The following is a 19,210-nucleotide window of genomic DNA, read 5'->3' as shown; positions in this document are numbered from 1 at the left end:
AATAGGTTTATACCTTACGTTTTAGGGTAAACGAGCATGTATTAGCTTGATGCTTTTCGTTTATTAAAGTTTAAGATATTGATATAAATGAATAAAAAAGAGGTTTTATAAAAATAAAACCTCTTTTAAAAATGTAGCTACGTAATGTTTTTTGTATTTAATTGTTTACACTTTGTGTGCGATTGTTAAAAAACGTGTTGCGCTGCTCGAGCCAAAGATTAGGTGTTACGGTTGGAGCTGCTTGGTAATGGCGCTCAATAGCTTGGTTTAATACCCGTGTTGTAGGGGTAAATGTCAGCTTTGATTGTGCGCTGCCCATGCTTTTAATTTCGTCTCGAGTCAGGGCGCGCCCAGCATATAAAAGGGCGTTTAAATAACCGGGCACTGTTTCAAAGTTGTTATCTGTAAAGAGTAAAACAGATGACGTTAATGCCCAGGTGTTATTTATTTCACCGTCTTGTTTAACACCAGCAAGCTCGCCGTCTATGTACACTTCAAATACCCCATTACTGGGGGCGGTATAAAATACAAATGCAACTCGGTGCCAGTTTTCAGGCTCTGTTTGTCCAAAGTAACCACTATCACTGGTTGATTTACCATAACCGCCGGTTGGGTCGATAAACATATCGGCATCATCAGTGAGGTAATCTTGTGTGTTTGCTTGCATGATAGCGCGATAAATATCTTTGCCTTCTTCTGGCCAATATAAATCCATTACTAAGGTGTAATCAGAAACCATTCCTTCACTTGCATAATCACCATTGGCAGGTGTATTTAAGGTTATTAATAACCCCTCGGTAGGGGCGTGGCGTGAAAACGCCATTACACCAGAGCTGCCATCAGCAAAATCAGCAATACCAAGTGCTTGAGTTGTATTATATTGCGTTTCTTCAGGGCCCCAGTTTGTTTGTTCTGGGTCAAAATAGCTCAATACTGAAGGGCCATAATCTGCTGCCAAAGGGCTATTTGCATCGTCAAAATTCCACACTGTGACATTGCTTTGCTCATTACATGAAAAGAGTTGATTATCGGTATCTAGGTATAAGCACTGGCTTGTTCTAAAACGCGCATATTGATCAAGTAACCACCATGCTTCGTCAATGGCTTCTACGTTTGAAAAGGTAACACCGCTAAAAAATAGCTCAGGATTAAGTGCTGCGCCTTTAAATAACGCAACCTGGTAAGTGCTCGCAGCTTGTATATCATCTGGTTTGAGTAAAAACCAATCTGGCTGATTGGCAAACATGGTGTTTAAATCGCTACCTGTAACCGTTACGCTATATAACGAATTAAAGCCCGGAGTGTTAGAGGGCTGGCGCTCAACATAGTAGGCTTTATGAAAGTCTTCTTGTGTTAAGGTCCCTGGTGTCCACCTCGTTTGTACTAATTCTGGGTTAAGCATGGCCGCCGTTATATCACTTGCATGGGCTGCAGCTAAAGCCGTTATTTCTGCAAGTTCTAAACTACTTGGGTAGTTTTCAGAAATAGCAATTTCTGTGTTTGCATCAGGCGCATAGCGGCCCATAATTTCATCAATTGCCAGCTTAGTTGGTTCATCACGTTCGCTAATGCTGTCAGTTTCAATGGTGCTGTAATCTATTGTTGGCGATGTTTTATCTTGCAAGTTAAACGTAAGAGTAACATCGGTGATGCCTTTGGCGTAAAAATCTGGCTGAATAACCACAGCGCCGTTCTCGAGCGTATTATAACTTTCACCGCCATGAGTATGGCCGCCTAACACTAAATCAATACCGCTTACATCGGTTGCCATATCAATGTCTAAGCCTTCACCTAAATGGCTTAGCATTACCATGTAGTCAACATCGTCTTGGTATTGGTTTACTATACTTTGTGCTATTTGTTGCCACTGCCAGCTCATTTTAAATTGTTTGATAAAATCAGGTATAGGCTCATCGTCTATCGGTTCATCTAGCTCGTTCCAAGGTACTGAGGTCATACCAAATACACCTAAGGTCACACAGCCTACTTGTACTTTAGCAAAGCCTACAGCGGCAAAGTCTTGTAATTGTTCGCCTTCATAGCGTGTATTACTGGCAAGTACTATGGCGTTATCATCTTGCGAGTAGCTTAATAACTTTTCTGGCCCCCATGCGTAGTCGTGATTTCCTACCACACGTAAATCAAACTTCATGGCCTTAATGGCTTCTTCTGTAGCGCTACCTTGTGATAGTTGCTCAGCAACAGTGCCTTTTTCGTAGTCATCCCCCCCGTTGGTAAAAAGGGTATGCGGCGTTTGGGCAAGTGCTTGATTGTAGTAGGCCTTTATACGGCTAAAGTATTGCTCCTCATAACCAAATCGCGCATGTAGGTCGGCAACATGAACAAATCTAACCGATTGCTCTGTGGCTGTGGCATCACACGTTGGGCCTATAGCAGCAAAGGCCTCATTGCGCTGCATCATAATAGCGAAGGTTCCTAGTGTTGTTACTTGCGCACTTACAAAACCATCTGCAACAAAAGAGTTATCAATAACCGCCCAGCTATCGCCAGATTGTCTAGCAATAAATAGCTGGCCACCTAATTGGTAATCATCAGGTATTTTTATGGTAATTGTTATTGGGTTACTAAAAGAAAGCGTACTTGGGGTGAGTAGGTGTATATCTGAGATAATATTTAGTAGTGCATTTGCATCATCTAATACTGTTTTTTCGTAGGTAAGCTCAGTGTTTTGAGAGACTGCATTGGCAGGTACAGTCAGTAAAAAGCTTCCTTCATCAAGGCTGACATCTAAACCTGTAGTTGTAGATACTGTTAACTCGCTAGGCTCAGGCTCAACGGGATCATTAGGGGTAGTTGTAACTTGATCGTCTGAACCACCGCATGCAGATAAAAAAACAATGCTTAAGGTTAAAAATAGGGTGTGAGATAAAGTTAACAAGCGCATGTACTGCGTCCCTGAGACTAGTTAAAAATTAATCAGCAGATGATACCAGTTTACAGCGAGGTGATATAGAAATTTGAGAAAATTTCCCCCATAGCGCTTATGGGGGAAATTATAAATAGTATTACGCGTAATTAAACGTGCAATATTATGCAGCTTTTTCTTCTAGGCCTTGTTTTTCCCATACTTTCGCTTTAAAGCTCATAAGCACTAAAACAATACCTACGCCAATGCTAAATAAGGCAATTTGTAAGTATAAGTTAGGGATTTCTTCAACGTTATTTGGATCAAAGTTACCAGCTAGTAAGCCAGCAATAATGTTACCAATTGAATAAGTTAATACAAATACACCCATCATTTGGCCTGTGTAACGACGTGGCGAAAGTTTACTTACCGCACTTAATGCTACAGGGCTTAAACAAAGCTCACCCACTGTATGTAAAAAGTAGGTTGTTACCAGCCAGTATGGCGCTACTTTTAAGCCTTCAGCTGCGTAGTGAGCGGCCATAAACATAACTAAAAAGCCCGAAGCCATAATAATTAAGCCCATTGCACATTTTACGCTGTAAGTCGGCGATACCATCTTTTTAGATAAGTTAATCCAAAGCGCGGCGAAAAATGGCGATAAAGCAATAATAAATAGTGAGTTTAAAGATTGGAACCATGTTGTTGGAATTTCAAAAGTACCAATAAGGCGATCTGTGTAATCACGGGCAAATAAGTTAAGTGATGAACCCGCTTGCTCAAAGCCAGACCAAAAACACGCAGAGGCAACACACACTAAAAATAGTGCCCACATTCTTTGTTTTTCGCCCGCTGTTAATTTACCTGTAAAGTAAATAACCCCGAAATAAATAAAGAATATAATAGTAAACACAACAGCTGTGTAGCCTGCTAAAACAGTTGGGTTAATAATAATTGCGCCCGTCATTGCTGCAGCGGTCACACCAGCGGCGATAACAACAAAAGCAGCAATACCAAACCATGCACGAGATGCACCTTTAGCGCTTAATGGGTTAGCAGGCAAAGCGCTGTGCTCTGGTAGATTGTTAAGCGTGCGCTTATATTGGATTAAGCCAATAGCCATACCCACAGCAGCTGCACCAAATGCCCAGTGCCAACCTACGTTTTCCATAAAGTAGCCACATACGTAGTAACCAATTAAAGAACCTAAGTTAATACCCATGTAGTATATAGCGTAACCGCCATCACGGCGCTCATCAGCATCGCTGTATAACTGGCCTACCATTGCGCTGATATTTGGTTTTAGCAAACCAGTACCTGTAGCAACAAAGATCAAACCAATAAAAAATGAATACTCATGAGGCACGGCCAAAATAATATGGCCACACATGATGATGATACCGCCGTACCATACGGCCTTTTGACCACCGAATAATCTATCCGCTAGCCAACCACCCGGTAAGCCTAAGAAATAAACGGCACCTGTGTATAAACCGTAGATTGCAGCCGCTGATGCAACAGTAAAGGCAAGGCCTTCTTCTTGTAGGCTTGCTGTCATAAACAATACGAGCATCGCTCGCATGCCGTAGTAACTCATTCGTTCCCACATCTCAGTGAAGAACAATGTCGAAAGTCCTTTAGGGTGGCCAAACCAACCACTATCTGGAGCTGAACTCATATTTACTTCCTAACTTTAAGAATTGTTGTAATGGCCTTATAATTTTTTGCTTTAGCTGTTTTGTGCCATGGGGCACTAAAACGCTCGACCATCTGTATATTATTTGTAGCTAAGATAATGATTTGCTAAATGGTAGTAACACCACAAGGTAAGAGACACACCCTTATCCTAGTTACAATTGCGCTCAAGTATACATATACCTTAGTGCGAGGGGAAGCATTCGCGATGTATCACCTTGCACTGCGTTAAAAGTCTGCATAGGGAATAATTGGGGTGCCAGGAAACTCTAACGTCCCGTACACAGGATTGAAGTAATAGCGAATATAGAGCTGGCCAAAGTTTGGTTCGTAAAAGTCAGCGCGATCGATGGCTAAATAACCACCAAAAAACCAATGTGGCGTTATACGATACTCAAAGCTCCCTTCAAGATTGTATGACACGCCAGAGCTGTCATCACTCTCAAATACTGGGTCTACCCCGGTAATCGATTCTCTATCGTAGGCTTGTAGCTGCAAGTCTGTATCGTTAGGATAAAAATCAATGGCTTGGGTTTTTGTTTGCGAATACGAAATCCCCGTTTTTAAGCGATAAACAAAATCATCGCCCCAGCGCGCATCGTAGCTTAAAGGCACCGACAACCCAACGTAGTTTTGTGGGCTATAGTAACCGCCGTGGCCCCATGTTTCTTCACTTAAATTATACTGATATGCCCAATGTAATAGACTTGCGCCGACGGTAAACTCGCGTTCTTGATTACTAATAACGCGATAATAAGACCCGCCCATTACTCTATAGCGTTGGTTATCTTTAACATTTTTCCCTTTATAGAGCGTAAAGTCGGCGCTTGACCAAAAGCCCCAATCGCCACCTAAGTCATGAGATAGGTTGGCAGTTAGGCCTGTTGAGCGCACGCCGCCCCAAATTTCACCGGTATTTACATCTTCAAGCCCAGCATAAGAGAGCACGGAGCTTGTTACTGGGCGTTTTTCGAACTCTAGGCTATAACCAAAGTCGCCAATACTGTTGGCGTAATTTACACCCCATACTATGTCTTCAATTAAAAAGCCAAGTGGGGTCGTGCCTACATCAACACGCCAATTTTCATTTTGCCATCCAATACCTATGTCGACCCCATCTTGCTCAGGGCTTACTTCATCAATAGTACAGGTAAATATACAAAGTGCACCTTGGCCGTAGCGGCTACCAGCAAATTGCTCATCAAAGCGAGTTGTTTGTGCGCTAATAGTGGTTGGGTCTATTTTAATAAACCCTTGGCCTTGCCAAAGTGGAAAGTAGGCCTCAATAGGTACTAAGCCTGCGCCAAGAGTTGCCTCGCTTTCGGTGCTTGTTTGGCCACTAAAGTTTACCCCAATAGCAATGTATGCTTGGTTTTTGCTTTGCTCATTTATAAGCTCGCGCTTAGCGCCATTAATATACCACGCATCATTTTCATCTATGCGAGCAATTTGTTTGTAAAACGATTCATCGTTTAGGCGTTGCTCGCTTGATAGCGTTTTTAAATACCATTGCTTAGCTTGGTCTTGTTCATTAAAATTTCGAGCAACTTCAGCGCCCAAATAACTAAGCTCTTTATCATTGGGTGATTTAGCAATTAATTGATTGGCTAAAACTAAAGCATCACCTGCGTAATTAAAGTCATTTAACGAGGCCATTATTTGGCGTTGTAAGTAGGCTTGCTGATCATCTGTTTGCGTTATTGCGCGCTCAGTAACTTCTTTTGCCTGAAAGTCGTTACCTAATTCTCTGTAAGCTTTAGCTATTGCAAGCATTGCTTGAGGTTCAATTGGCTGATTGTTTTTCAGTTTTTGCTGATAAACAATAATTGCTGACTCTTGCTGCCCCAGAGCTAAATTAGCATTTATTAATGCCGTGGTGATGGCGGGTGTACTTTGGTACTTTTGATCAAGCTGGTTAAGCTTTGCTAATAATTCGCCACCTTCGTAATACTGATTAATATACGTGGTGTATAAATTGACGTACTGTTCTACTTCGCCAGCACTTGCATTATTAGGCAAGCTGTAATGAGAAAACCATTGCGCTACAGAAGGGCGCTCGTTTTGTTCTAATAGCCACTGCGCGTAAAGCATATGCCAATAAGGTGATAAAGTAGGCTCGGTATTTAATGCATTATTAATTAACTTTAGAGCGTGTTTTTTCTCATCTATTTGATACCAGCTACGCGATAGCTCGGCTTTCATTACTGGAGTTAAATTTTGCGCTTCTAAATTACTTAAATGAAAAATAGCCGTGGTTCTATTTTTGGTATTTAAGTGTCGCTCGCTTTGTCGAAGAGACTCGTTGAGCCTAAGCTGTTGCTCAAGAGAAATTATGTCGTCATTTCGATCATTAACCGGCACATACTCTAAGGTGTTTAAAGCGCCTTGATAATCATCAATTGAGCGTAAAAATAAAGCATGGCTATAACGTAACTGTGGATTGAGCGGAAACTGCCAAAGCACATTATTAAATAACGTTTTTGCCTTTTGAGTTAACCCGTTTTGTTGATAAATAAACGCTAAATCGTAATAAAGCCAAGGCTGCTCAGGGGCCAGTTCAATAGCCTCTTTTAAGGTTTGCTCAGCAAGCTCTGTATCGCCTGCATCACTATATTGGCGTGCTTTTTCGCGAAGCTGGCTACTTAACGTTGCCGAATACACAGGTTTAAGTTGTGCTTTTTGAGACTGAGATAAAGCATTATAAAACTTGATTAACGACTGCTCATTGTTATCCAATTCAACAATTTCTAATAACCCTGTTAGAGCGCCATTATTAAGCGGATCATTTTTTAACACGGTTTGATAAATAGCGGCCGCTTGTGAATAATTACCTTGAGCAAATAGTAACAATCCGCGGTTATACAAAACGCTAGCAGGGTCTTGCTCAAGTGTGTCGGCTAAATTTAATTTAAGCAACGCCGTTTTAAACTGGCTATTATTAATGGCTTCTTTAGCTTGGCGTATGTAAAGCCAAAACTTTGCCGTGGTGGCTAAGTCTTTTAGCGTTTCTCGCTCGGCAAAGTCGGCGGTATGCGAATACGCTTTAGTAAAATAATTATAAGACGTTTGATTTTTACCCATACGCAAATAAAGGGTGCCAAGGCTGCGCATAATTGCGCCATCGTTAGGGCGCCCTTTGAGCGCTTTTAGTAAAAGCGGCTCTGCGGCAACGAGCTTGTTTTTTTCAAGTAACGCCTCACCTTTAAGCCATAGTTGGTAGGCCGGGTTAGCTAATAATTTTTGTCGCGCTTTTAAATCTTTTTTGAAATCTTGATACTGTAATTCGCCTTTGCTGCTAAACGGATACACGCTAAAGTAGCGCTGAAATTGTTTTTCTGTAGCGCTATTTAATTGCATGTTAGATAAAGCACCTAACCAGATTGTTTCTACTTCATTACTGTAGCGAGAGGTGGCACCATATTTACTTAAAATAGTTAGCGCGGTGCTATCAATGGGGTTATTTCTGAGTAAGTGGCGCGCATATGCAATATCTACCGCGCCGATGTTCTCGTAACTGCGTAGTAGCCTTTCGTAGCCTTTTTTTACATTTTTCCATTGGCTTTGCTCTTGTGCATACCAACTTAAGTGCTCGAGCTCAAACGCTAAGCTTGGATAGGTGTTTTTAAAAAGCCTGCTGTAAATTAATCGCGCTTGTTCGTAACGTCCCGCACGGGCAAGTAATTTAGCTTGTTGTATATCTGCTTTGTCTTCGTTTTCTAATCTAGCAATTAATCGTAACTGTTCTACACAAGGGTGGGTACGTGTGTTGTTACCGTCAATTTTTCTTAAAATTTGATTTGCTTGTATAGCCTTACCATCGGCAAACTCAAAACGAGCAAGCGCACACTGGCTTTCTATTCGATTAGGGGCAATGGCCAATAACTTTTGTAAGCTATCGGCAATTAAATCTTTATTTTCTTGCACTTCACCAATATTGATTTGGCTTAAAAGCCACTCAACAGAGTGTGTATCAATGTCATTATTTGTTTTAGCATGCACACTTGCGCTGACTGCTAACGTACAAACAACAGCCCATTTTAACGACATTCAGTGCTCCACCTTGGCTTGAGCGTCCCGTCTGCTGTTATTAAAAAGCGCTTATTAAGCGCGCTACTACCAAACAGGTTTAATACACTGTCGTAATAGCGTGTTTGTGTGAATGACTTATCGACCATTAACTTTTGTTGAATGGCCATAACCAAAGAATCATCGCCATTTTCTTTTAGCATGGGCAGTAGGGCAACATTAAAGCCTAATGGGCCACGCTTTTGGGTTTTGCCAGAGCGCGCATAGGTATTTAAAGGGACATAGCCACGGCTGTTTATAGCCTCTACAAAAGGGGTAAACTGCTCGCTTAGTTGTGCTTTGTATGGCGCATCGTTCGCCATCATGCTGGCCCATAAGTAAACCCTAATGGCGTTAAAACTGCCTAAATCGGTTGCTTTTTTATCGTAATAAAAACCTTTTGCTGGGCTATACATCACCCAGTCAGGGCTAACTCCGTTTTTAGCGGTATCCAAAATAAGCTTTGCAGACGCTTCATGTAATTGCTGCCAAGGTGAGTGCGGGTATAATTTGCTAAATTGCTGATAAATAAATAACGGTGAATAACTAGGGTTGAGTTTATAGGTGTTATTTTCAAATTCAAACCCAGCAGGGGCGGGTAATAAAGTAAGCCCTAACCCTGAAATATAGGCGGTTTCTTCTCGCATAATACGCTGCGCTAATACAGCAGCTAAAATACTATAGCGGCGGTCATCCCATAAAATAGCTGCTTGCGATAAACTATATGCTATCCATAAATCAGAATCTGATGCTGGGTTTGAGTCTATAATCCCATAGGTATCATTGCCTGTTTCACCCCATTGCCACGCAGGCAGACGTGTACTTAAATCGCCTTCAGAGAGATGGTCTTGCGTCCAATCTAAAATGCTATCAAACGCGGCTTTATCATTTGCTACTAGCGCAAAAAATAGCGCGTATGATTGGCCCTCTGAGGTGGTAATATTTTGTTTTGAGCCTAGGTCTATTACGCGGCCTTCATCACTAATAAAGTGATTTTTAAATACTTGCCACCCCTGCCAAGGCTCGCACTGCTGCGTTTGCGCTGACACAGAAAAACTTAAAAAAGCGGCTACTAATAATGCTCGGTTAAGTAATGTCATTATTCATCTCCTTCAGCTAAACGCTTATGGGTGAGTGCTTGTAGTAATCGCCATAAAATAAATGAAATTAGTAACAGCGTTAATATAGAAAGCAGGGCTAAAATAAATGGATGGTCAGATAAATGGAACCACACCAGCGTATGTACAGGAATATGACCAACAAAGTATTGCTCTTCGGTTTTTATTGTTTTAACGCCTTGTGAGTTTATAACCGCAGCACTGCCTTTTAATTGGCTTAATGTTTGCGAGTCCATAAGGGTTTTATCAATTAAGCCAAATGCTTTTTCAGTGGTGGCATTAAGTGATACAACAGAGCGTTCAGAATCAAAAGGAGATTGATAAGCTGTAATTACCGCCATATCTCCGCTACTTCTTACACTCACTTGTATTTTATCTGTGGCTTGCTCATCGTATGCACCGTTGTAAATTGCTTGCTTTATTTCACGTTGGTTATTCGTTAAAAGTACGTTTGTATGCGCATCTTCATCTAGTTGCTGAGCTGTGCTGCCAGGCTTTGCAACAACTAAAATATCTTTGTCGTCTAAATCAACATTTTCATTTAAATGGGCCACTGTCATTCTGTGGGTTGGATACCCCGTTATTGCGCCAAAATGACCGGTAAGATTAAACAGCAAAGTTAACGCTTTTGCAGAAGGCTGCTGGTCAATTAGTACAAGTGTTTGCTGTAAATCGGCATATTTGGTGTACGGGAAGCCACTGTTCGCAAATACATTTAAATCTGGCAGGGCAATGTAATGATCAAAGCCACTTACATCAATATTAGAATTACCATCAATAACACCAAACTCACCACCAGGTGGTGCTATTGCACACTCACCTTTTTTCAGCACACCAAATCGAAAATCAAAGTTTAGCTCGTTCCGAGTGGCTAAGTTTATGCCATTCAGTGAAAAGTTTTCTGCGTTTTGTGTAGTATCGGTATTGGCAATAAGTGGCAATAATGTTTTTGTAGTATTGAGTGCAGAGTCGTCATTATCTAACAAATATCCACTAATAAATTTTTGATTAATCAACATATTTAACCGAGAGTCCAAAGACTCGCTCTCGGGTGTGCTGCGATATTGCAATGTAATGGGGATGCCTTTTTCACGCCAAGTAAATAAATCTGGAGCAAAACGCACGTTTAATTTTACGGGTCCGTTATTTAACCCTTGTGCTTGTAGCTGATTGTCAAAATCAATTAATTCGTCAAAGTGTACTGCTCTATCAGCGCGTAACCAGCGCGGGGCATCGTACGCCTTGCGAAGCGGTAGTTGGTTAATTGCTTCTATGCTAGCTGTTCTGCCGGTCATGACTTTATGGCCAAAGGCCAATCCCGTGACGGCGGTTTTTAAATCGTCTTCATCACGCCCTAAAATAAGCAACATTTTGCTGTATCTATGTAGTGGGTTTGAAATAATCTCAACGGTTGGCTTTTCCACATCGGGATAGTCTTTTAAAAAGTCAGGCTTTGAATCGTTGGTAATAAAAACCACGCTGTGCGTATCTAATGATTTGTTAATCACCACCGGAAAATCAGCACCACGCCAGTCAGCTTGCGCGCCAAACCAGCTTGAAAGAGTCGCAGCCGCTTCAATCGTTTTGGAGTTAGGTGTTTTTGCAAACACAAACGGTAAGCTTAACTTATTGTAATCTTTGGCATCAAAAAAGGGCTCTGGTAAATATTCTAAACGGCTATCTATTGCCAGTTGTTTTTGGTTGAGCGTAATATTGCTCGATTTATTAATTTCGGTCCAAATAGAGCGGCTAAAGTAATCTTGGCAACGTAAATCATAATAACCAACAAGCTCAAACCGTACTTGGTTGTAGTCTTGTACATACTTAGCATTGAGTTTTAGGCTATGGTTAACGGTATTTTTAACCACACTTAGTTGCTCATTTATGGGCAGTACAGTGACTAAGTTTTCATTAAAATACACTTTTAAATGCGACACGTTAGCAATCAATGATGGCGAGTTTGTGTACGAAAAATTAAGCTGTAAATCGGTGCTTAATTTATCAATGCGGTTGGTAAAATCCACTCTTGAGTTGTTGTTAATGCCATCAAGCTTGTAGCCATTAAAGCCTAAAGCAGCAAAGTCTAATCTTAAACTAGACACGTTGGCGCTTTCTGGGTAGCCATTTATAAACACAGATTTATCGTGCATTGGCTCAATAGCACATGCTTTGTAAGCACTGCATGTTAAAAACAGTATTAGAAATGTATTAAGCAAATTTTTAATCATAATTATTATGCACTATTGGTTTTTTAGGGGTGAAAGAGTTTATATATACAACAATTTTTGTCATTAGTTTTACAAAGGGTTGTAATGGCTTAGGAGCATGAAACAATAAATTGCTAAATCCTCTTAAACTTGTTTTTTGTACTTCTTTAAAGCTATATGAAGGGCGGTCATGACGAAAATTATTTTGCCAGTCAAGCCACGCATCCGCTCTTGAAAAGGTGCACTGTATAAATGCTTTTTGCTTTTCGAGCGAGAGATCTTTTAACGTTAAGCCTATTTGTTTGTTTCGGGTGTTACATACATACGTTGTAAACGAAAACTGTTTATTACCGCGGCTCATTAATAGCTCTATTTTGTCGTTTACTCGGCATAAATGAGCGTGCTCTGTTTCAATGCCTACCCCATTATCAGAGTAATCGGTTATTTTAACTTTTAACGTATGCCCATTTGCTAAGCGCACGCCCGCCGGAAAGTTTGCCTTAATACGGTGTGACTGCCTTACTTGCCTAGCTTCTGCAGCAACGGCTACCGCAGCGCCTAAAATAATAATATTATAAATTGCCCAGCCCATGCTGATTAACAAAACGCCCACTTGGCTCGGATCGCCAAAGCCTAAGCGTAAAACACCTACAAGCATGCCAACTAAGTTTATGAGTAAAAGTACCAAGTAGGGTTTAGATATACCCCAATCGTAATGTTCTTTATCATTTAAGCCGCCTTTTTCTGTTACGTTAAACTTACCCTTATTAGGGTTTATTAGCGCAACGGTTGTAGGCTTTAATATGTACCACGCAAGAACAGACTCATACACTTCACCCCAAAAAGAGTAGCGATATTTACCCTGAATTCGTGAGTTGGTCGCTTTTATTTGTATGAGTGTAGGCACTACATAAATAAAAATAGCTAAAAACGGCGCATAAATAATGTAAGCATTAAAGTATATGAGTGCCAGTGGCGCGGTTAAAAATACAATACGCGGAATGCCCGATAAAAAGTGCAGCATGGCGTTTAAGTAGCACAGGCGCTGTGGTATATCGAGCCCTTTACCTAAAATTGGGTTATCGAGCCTAAATATTTGCGCCATACCCCGAGCCCAACGAATACGCTGGCCAATATGTGCAGAGAGGCTATCGGTGGCAAGGCCTGCAGCTTGTGGGATATTTATATAAGCGGTTTTATAACCGGCACGTTGCATACGCAGTGCAGTGTGGGCATCTTCGGTTACCGTTTCAAATGCAAAGCCACCAATATTGTCGAGTGCTTCACGTTTTAAAACAGCGCATGAGCCACAAAAGAAGGTGGCGTCCCACATGTCATTACCATCTTGGATCAAGCCATAAAAAAGCATGTTTTCATTAGGGATTTGGCTGTGGTTATTTAAATTACGCTCAAACGGGTCTGCTGAGAAAAAGTGATGCGGTGTTTGCACTAAACATACTTTGCTGTCTTTTAAAAATTGCCCCATGGTCATTTGTAAAAATGAGCGGGCAGGTACGTGGTCGCAGTCAAAAATAGCAATGTAGTCGCCGTTAGTGTAGCGCATGGCGCTATTCATATTACCGGCTTTAGCGTGGTTATTATCGGGTCGTGTTAAATAACCCACCCCCACTTTTTGAGCAAATTCTTTAAACTCAGGGCGTTTGCCATCATCAAGAATATACACGTTGAGCTTATCAGCAGGCCAATCAATGCTCATCGCCGCAAGCGTGGTAGGTTGTACAACGCTTAATGGTTCATTATAAGTAGGAATATATACATCGACTGTTGGCCATAAGTCGGTGTTTTCTGGCAACGGAACAGGTTTACGCTCAAGGGGGTTTATAGTTTGAAAAAAGCCTAAAATGAGCACTAGCCACGCATAGGTTTCTGCCAGCAGCAAGCCTGCGCCTAACGTAAGCGCAACAGGGTCATCCCAATTGAGGGTTTCTGTGTAGCGCCACCATAAATAACGCGATGAAGTGGTTACCGATAGGGTGATCATTACAATGGTGGCCATTTGCCCTTTAACGCGCTTGAGCCCGTATGCCACTATCAAAATAAAACTAATAAACACGGCTTGCGCTTCTAGGCTAAACGGAATGGTTATAAAAATAGCCAGTAAAAACAATATAAAGGCTACAACCACATATTTTATTAGTTTATTTTGCCATATCTTAGCGTCAGCCATGGTTTTAAAAGCACTTTTTTTAGAACCCTTAACGTTTTTTGATAACAAACGCTTTAGTAATCTACCTAGCTTTAAGTCAAACCAACGCAACTGTTTAAGTGAATAACTTACCCCATTATAAAACTGATTTGATAGCCGTTCCCTTACAGAGTTATTTTTAGGTTTGTATTTAAAAAATAACAAATAAACGCTTTGAATGATAAAGCGCAAAATATTTGAATAAATAAACGTGCGGTACGGCAAACGAAGGTGCGGGTAGTAATCATATAAAATAAGTTCAAAGTTAATTTTGTGGTCTTTTATATTGATAAACAATGAACTAATCAGCGTAATAAAAGGCATTAAAAAGGCTTCTATTACGTTTACTTTGTGCTGGTTAAAATAACTATGAAACTTAAATAAAATATAACGTACAAGTTTTTCAGTAAAAATAATGCTTAACAGTAAATACAAAGTACTGTGTATTGGGCGCTTATAAAATAAAGAAAAGCTCATAACTACAGGGCCGATTTACTTACAAGCCAGCCGGCAAGTGTTTCAAAGTCATCGTTAGCAACACTGTAAGGCGCACAATTAAGCGCTACATTTCTATAGGCTGTAGACTCTTTAATTACTTCATCACTATTTATAAAAAAAGGCGCCATAAGCGGCAAGGTAGATTGCCACAAAGAAAACAGGTCAAACTCAAGTGTTGATGCAGAGTTATAACGATTGACTAAAAAGAAGTGTTTCCACTGGTTGTCAGTGTGTTTTAACGTTTGTAGTTTTTTATAAATTAAGCTGTGGCAAATAGCATCACAATTAACTATTTCAATCACTATGTCGTTCTTATCGAGCGGATAGTGGGTGATATCAATATGTGCAGGGCAATCAAAAAGAAGCCAAGCATTATTGTTATAATCCAGTTTATTGCAATTGTTTATAAAATCGAATAGCGCGGCGGTACTAACACTTTTATCGCCAAAAGGTAAAAACACTATGCCATCACTATCTTGATGAAAGTGCTCAAGGGCTTGTTCAAAGTCCTGCTCGTTACTCCAGCCGTGGTTGTACTGCCAAGGCAGGCCAAAGTGCAGGCCCAAATCGCTTTTAGAATCTAAATCTATAGCAATAACGTCAGAGCCCGACTTTTTTAATACGCAGGCTAAGTTGGCAACCATAGAAGTAGCGCCAGTGCCGCCTTTAATGCCTTTTAGAAAAATTCTTTGCAAGGGGTTGTTTACTTGTCGTTTCAATTACTACTTACGCATTTACTGCACGGTGTATTTCGTTCAGTAATGCGTATTTTTCTATTGTTTGTTTATTTTTTTGTTTATTAACAATTTCAACGTAATCTTCACTTTTGCCGCCAAAACGCCGTGCAAGGTTCTCAATGTCATTTGATGTTAAGGTTTCAGAGCTTTTTGTCGTTAAATTACGCATTGTTGCCTTTATAGTGAAGTTTATTATTTTTATTTAAAGTGGACAATATTTGTCTATTATATATAGAATAGCGGGTAAAACTAGTAAAAAAGTATTTTTTATAGGCTAAATTCAGTGCAAAACTTTAACATTTCAGGCTTGCAGCCCTCTGCTGCAGAGCTAAAACCTGCATCGTTATATGCAATTTTAGCCCCTTTAGACAATTTTGCTACTGAACTGGCATTACATGCAATTAATAAACCCTCAACCTCTGATATTTATATTGTTTCTTCTCAAATAGAAACATTTTTTGAAGGCCCTTTTAGCGATGCATTAAATCATGCATTTGACCAACACAAAGTGCATCCGTTTAGGTTTTCGGCAGATACGCGTGACTGGCCAAAGCAACAAATAATTAACAACACCCTAAAAGAGCTAAATGCTTATAAACAGCTAAATAACGCATTGGTCATTGTTCACTTTAGTACGACTGATTTAGCCTCATTGGATCAAAAGCAACTGATGCAAAGTGTTCAGACCTATAAAAAATTTAGTACACAATCAGGAGCGACCGTTTTATTTTTAGTTTCTGGCCCTGAGGTGACTAACTATCGCTTTTTATTAAGGCGGTTAAATTCGGACCTCGACGGGTTGGTATATGTTGAAAATGATTCAACAGTGCGCGTACTAGAGTACGATTATTGGCATCACAGTACAGGTATCATCGCCTCTGTACAGTATCCATTAATGATTGAAAATGGCTGCTTTAAAGTGCAGCAAAATAGTATTACGGAACAACAAACCTCAACATCGGGTGTATTTGCAGATGAAGACGACGTGTGGATTGTACAAGGAGCTATTCCTGAAGGGACCAAGCTTCCTGCAAAATATAAAATAATAAAAGACAACAATGCGCTTTTTTCTAAAGGCCCTAAATTAGAGGCGGCAACATTGGTATTTGCAGTTTCGCGCTATACCGATTTAGCCCTGCTTGCCAAGCAATGTTTTGAGCTGAGAAAAAACTGTGGTCGCTGGCTTAAATTAGTGATTCAGAACGTTGATGGGGTGATCCGCCATCAAGATGAATGCTTATTTTTGACCTTAGGTGTTAATCTAATTTTGTATAGTTTTTCAGAGCCTTCTAGGTTGCTCTCACAGGTGCAGTCAATTCAAGGGTTTCAATTTTCAAGACCGTTACCGCCTTCTATTGAACATGTACTTCAATTTACCGAAAATACCTTTTCTAAAGGTTACCTGCCTTTTATAGAATTTACCAAACAGGTAGAAGTTCACAGCGACTCAGCTGTAAATTTAGGGGTAAGCGGGGTGTTGGTTAAATTAGAGCTTTTGCCTCGGATTGACCCAATCCACCCTTTGCATTTATTTCATATAAAGCGAGAAGGTGACGTATTCAGTTTGGTAGAAAACACCGTGTATTTGTATTTACATGCGTGTCGCGAAAATGATGTAAACAATGCGATAAAGCACTTGTTTAAATTAGAAACAAACGATTTTTTTGCGCAGCAAAATATTATTTCCGATCATTTTTATATTCAGCAAGAATGTAAACAGCTTAGGCGTTATTATGCGGGCCAAGATATAACCGATTACTCTGCCCAATTAACAGAGAATGACAGCTATAAATTTTCGCAAAAAATAGATGCAAGTGTTGCAACTAATTTAGAAACACCAGAGTTTACTAAAAACGAGCGCGCAGATGCCGTGCCGTTCAAAATGGCTATAAAGAGTAACGTATGAGTATTAATCAATTATTGATTACAGCAATTTTAGCGATGCTAGTTGGCGTATTTTTATGTATGTCGGGGTCGTTGATACTGAAAAAAATAAAAAAATACTATGCTCAGCTTACGTTTAAACATGAAGTACTCGAACCTTACAAACCAAATAGAATAAAGAAGGGTAAATAGTGAAATTATCAGGCTTAGGGGTGTGGAACCTCTATTTTTTAGTTAAGTTTGCACTTTTTTATTATGGTGCAATCGACTTTGGCTTATTAGCAAATGCAGCGCTGGCTGCTTTTTTTGCTATTTCTTACACGCACCCTTTACTAAATAAAGCCAAACATTGGTTAGGCGCAGTAATGGCCATTGTTTTACTTTATAAAGATTCGTGGTTGCCCCCTATAGACCGTTTAACACGCCAAGCTGGTAACGTGCAAGACTTTAGCTTTGGCTACTTTTTAGAGCTGATGGCGCGTGTTATTAATGTTGATATGTTATTGGCACTGTTTGTTATTACTGTGTGCTTTTGGTATTGCTCACAGTGGATACGCTTTACCACCGTAACAATAGTTGGGCTTATGTTTGTAGCTTGGCAGGGCACAAACAACGAGGATAATTTAATTACACAGCCAGTGGCGGCTAATAATGTTCAAACAGCAGCGCCTCGTGCACAAGCACAGGTGGTAACACAAGAAGCAAAATCGCCTGATCAGCAATTAAAAGAGTTTTATCAGCAGCAAAGTTTGCTAGCAAGCCAATTCCCTCAGCAATATAATGGCGAGTTATTTGATGTCATAGTACTAAATATTTGCTCGATGGCCGTGGCTGATCTAGAGGCTATTGGCGTAAGCCTTGATGATTTATATAGCGATTTTGATGTTGTGTTTTCTGATTTTAATTCGGCTACTTCTTACTCTGGACCTGCTGCAATTCGCCTTCTACGAGCAAGCTGTGGTCAAACAAGCCAAACTGCCTTATTTGAAAATGCGCCAGAGCAGTGTCACTTGTTTAAAAATTTAGAAAACTTAGGCTATAAAAGTAATGTGGTAATGAACCACGACGGCCACTTTGATGAGTTTAAAGGTTTGGTGAAAAAGTTTGGTAAAATAGATGAGCAGCCTTACGATATAACTAACTTACCTGTAGCTCAATACGGGTTTGACAACAAACCTATTTACTCAGACGGGGCAGTACTAAACTCATGGTTAAATGAAAAAGGTGAAGACTGCGCGCCATGTGCTATGTATTACAACACCACCAGTTTGCATGATGGCAATCAACTAGCGAATCAAGCCCGCATGAGTAGCCTTGAAAGTTACCCAATTAGACATAAAAACTTATTTAACGATATTAACGGGTTTATTAAAAACCTAGAAAAACGTGGCCGTAATGTCATGCTGATGATAGTACCTGAACACGGCGCAGCATTAAAAGGCGATAAAGTGCAGTTTGCTGGGCTTCGTGAGATACCAAGCCCCAGTATTGTATCTGTTCCAGTGGCGATTAAGTTTATTGGTAAAAATGTACAAAGCTATTCACAAACGCTTGTAAGCGAATCAACAAGTTACTTTGGTTTATCGGAGCTAATTAGTGGCGTGCTTAGCACAAACTTTTTTGCAGGTAATGGCAATATTGCCGACTTAGTTGATACGCTGCCTCGTGCACCTAAAGTAGCCGAAAACGCTGACACAATAATGATGTATGTTAATAAGCGCCCTTATATTCAATTAGATGGCGGAGACTGGACCCCATACCCGCAAAATTAATAGCATATATGCACGACCCCTTTTAAAACGCAGCTTACACGCTGCGTTTTTTAGTTTTAAGCTGCACGTTATTACAGTTTGATGTTTATAGGCGTGAGTTTACAGCGATAAAGGCGGTGTTTGTCCAAATTTGTTTACAATTTACTGTATTGAATAACGGAG

The 19,210-nt window shown here is 40.3% G+C and carries 10 protein-coding genes; 2 read left to right on the top strand and 8 right to left on the bottom strand.

All coding sequences use genetic code 11. The annotated features are described in order from the left end of the window. Window positions 1-157: 157 nt before the first annotated feature. The 8 genes from VOI46_RS11815 to bcsR all read right to left on the bottom strand — a co-directional run bounded on the left by VOI46_RS11815 (window position 158) and on the right by bcsR (window position 15,561). Window positions 158-2,905, bottom strand: a complete 2,748-nt coding sequence (locus VOI46_RS11815) for a metallophosphoesterase (protein WP_004588334.1) — start codon at window positions 2,903-2,905, stop codon at window positions 158-160. A gap of 145 nt (window positions 2,906-3,050) precedes the next feature. Further along, window positions 3,051-4,544, bottom strand: coding sequence for a peptide MFS transporter (locus VOI46_RS11810; protein WP_039972292.1), 1,494 nt, complete (start codon window positions 4,542-4,544; stop codon window positions 3,051-3,053). Window positions 4,545-4,789: 245 nt separating this feature from the next. Continuing rightward, window positions 4,790-8,608: a cellulose synthase subunit BcsC-related outer membrane protein gene (locus VOI46_RS11805; protein ID WP_004588336.1), complete on the bottom strand. Its 3,819-nt coding sequence runs from the start codon at window positions 8,606-8,608 to the stop codon at window positions 4,790-4,792. Then, window positions 8,599-9,726 carry a cellulose synthase complex periplasmic endoglucanase BcsZ gene (gene bcsZ, locus VOI46_RS11800; protein ID WP_004588337.1) on the bottom strand — a complete coding sequence of 376 codons (1,128 nt, stop codon included), beginning with the start codon at window positions 9,724-9,726 and terminating at the stop codon, window positions 8,599-8,601. Before bcsZ ends, VOI46_RS11805 begins: the two co-directional genes overlap by 10 nt. Further along, entirely contained in the window at window positions 9,726-11,972 is a 2,247-nt protein-coding gene (gene bcsB / locus VOI46_RS11795; protein WP_004588338.1) for a cellulose biosynthesis cyclic di-GMP-binding regulatory protein BcsB, read from the bottom strand. The genes bcsZ and bcsB overlap by 1 nt, the downstream gene beginning before the upstream one ends. Continuing rightward, window positions 11,965-14,634: a UDP-forming cellulose synthase catalytic subunit gene (bcsA, locus tag VOI46_RS11790; protein WP_004588339.1), complete on the bottom strand. Its 2,670-nt coding sequence runs from the start codon at window positions 14,632-14,634 to the stop codon at window positions 11,965-11,967. The genes bcsB and bcsA overlap by 8 nt, the downstream gene beginning before the upstream one ends. Before the next feature lie 2 nt (window positions 14,635-14,636). After that, window positions 14,637-15,350 carry a cellulose biosynthesis protein BcsQ gene (bcsQ, locus tag VOI46_RS11785; protein WP_004588340.1) on the bottom strand — a complete coding sequence of 238 codons (714 nt, stop codon included), beginning with the start codon at window positions 15,348-15,350 and terminating at the stop codon, window positions 14,637-14,639. Window positions 15,351-15,381: 31 nt separating this feature from the next. Then, entirely contained in the window at window positions 15,382-15,561 is a 180-nt protein-coding gene (gene bcsR, locus VOI46_RS11780) for a BcsR/BcsP family cellulose biosynthesis protein (protein ID WP_004588341.1), read from the bottom strand. 114 nt (window positions 15,562-15,675) lie between these two features. On the opposite strand from bcsR, the gene bcsE reads away from it, so the two are divergent. Beyond that, the gene (gene bcsE / locus VOI46_RS11775; RefSeq protein WP_004588342.1) at window positions 15,676-17,298 is read left to right on the top strand and encodes a cellulose biosynthesis protein BcsE; all 1,623 of its coding nucleotides are present in this window, start codon (window positions 15,676-15,678) and stop codon (window positions 17,296-17,298) included. A 169-nt stretch (window positions 17,299-17,467) separates the two neighbouring features. Next, a complete protein-coding gene (bcsG, locus tag VOI46_RS11770; RefSeq protein WP_004588343.1) occupies window positions 17,468-19,048 on the top strand; it encodes a cellulose biosynthesis protein BcsG in 1,581 nt (526 codons plus the stop codon). Window positions 19,049-19,210 lie beyond the last annotated feature (162 nt).

The organism is Pseudoalteromonas sp. CuT4-3 (assembly GCF_035666335.1).
GTDB lineage: Bacteria > Pseudomonadota > Gammaproteobacteria > Enterobacterales > Alteromonadaceae > Pseudoalteromonas > Pseudoalteromonas atlantica.
Note: the sequence above shows the minus strand (reverse complement) of the source record. Positions and strands in the feature narration are given on the sequence as shown.

Excerpts from the sequence above, each read along its gene's own strand:
- VOI46_RS11810 (WP_039972292.1), bottom strand. The coding sequence starts at position 4,544 with ATGAGTTCAGCTCCAGATAGTGGTTGGTTTGGCCACCCTAAAGGACTT.
- VOI46_RS11815 (WP_004588334.1), bottom strand. The coding sequence starts at position 2,905 with ATGCGCTTGTTAACTTTATCTCACACCCTATTTTTAACCTTAAGCATT.
- VOI46_RS11805 (WP_004588336.1), bottom strand. The coding sequence starts at position 8,608 with ATGTCGTTAAAATGGGCTGTTGTTTGTACGTTAGCAGTCAGCGCAAGT.
- bcsZ (WP_004588337.1), bottom strand. The coding sequence starts at position 9,726 with ATGACATTACTTAACCGAGCATTATTAGTAGCCGCTTTTTTAAGTTTT.
- bcsB (WP_004588338.1), bottom strand. The coding sequence starts at position 11,972 with ATGATTAAAAATTTGCTTAATACATTTCTAATACTGTTTTTAACATGC.
- bcsR (WP_004588341.1), bottom strand. The coding sequence starts at position 15,561 with ATGCGTAATTTAACGACAAAAAGCTCTGAAACCTTAACATCAAATGAC.
- bcsA (WP_004588339.1), bottom strand. The coding sequence starts at position 14,634 with ATGAGCTTTTCTTTATTTTATAAGCGCCCAATACACAGTACTTTGTAT.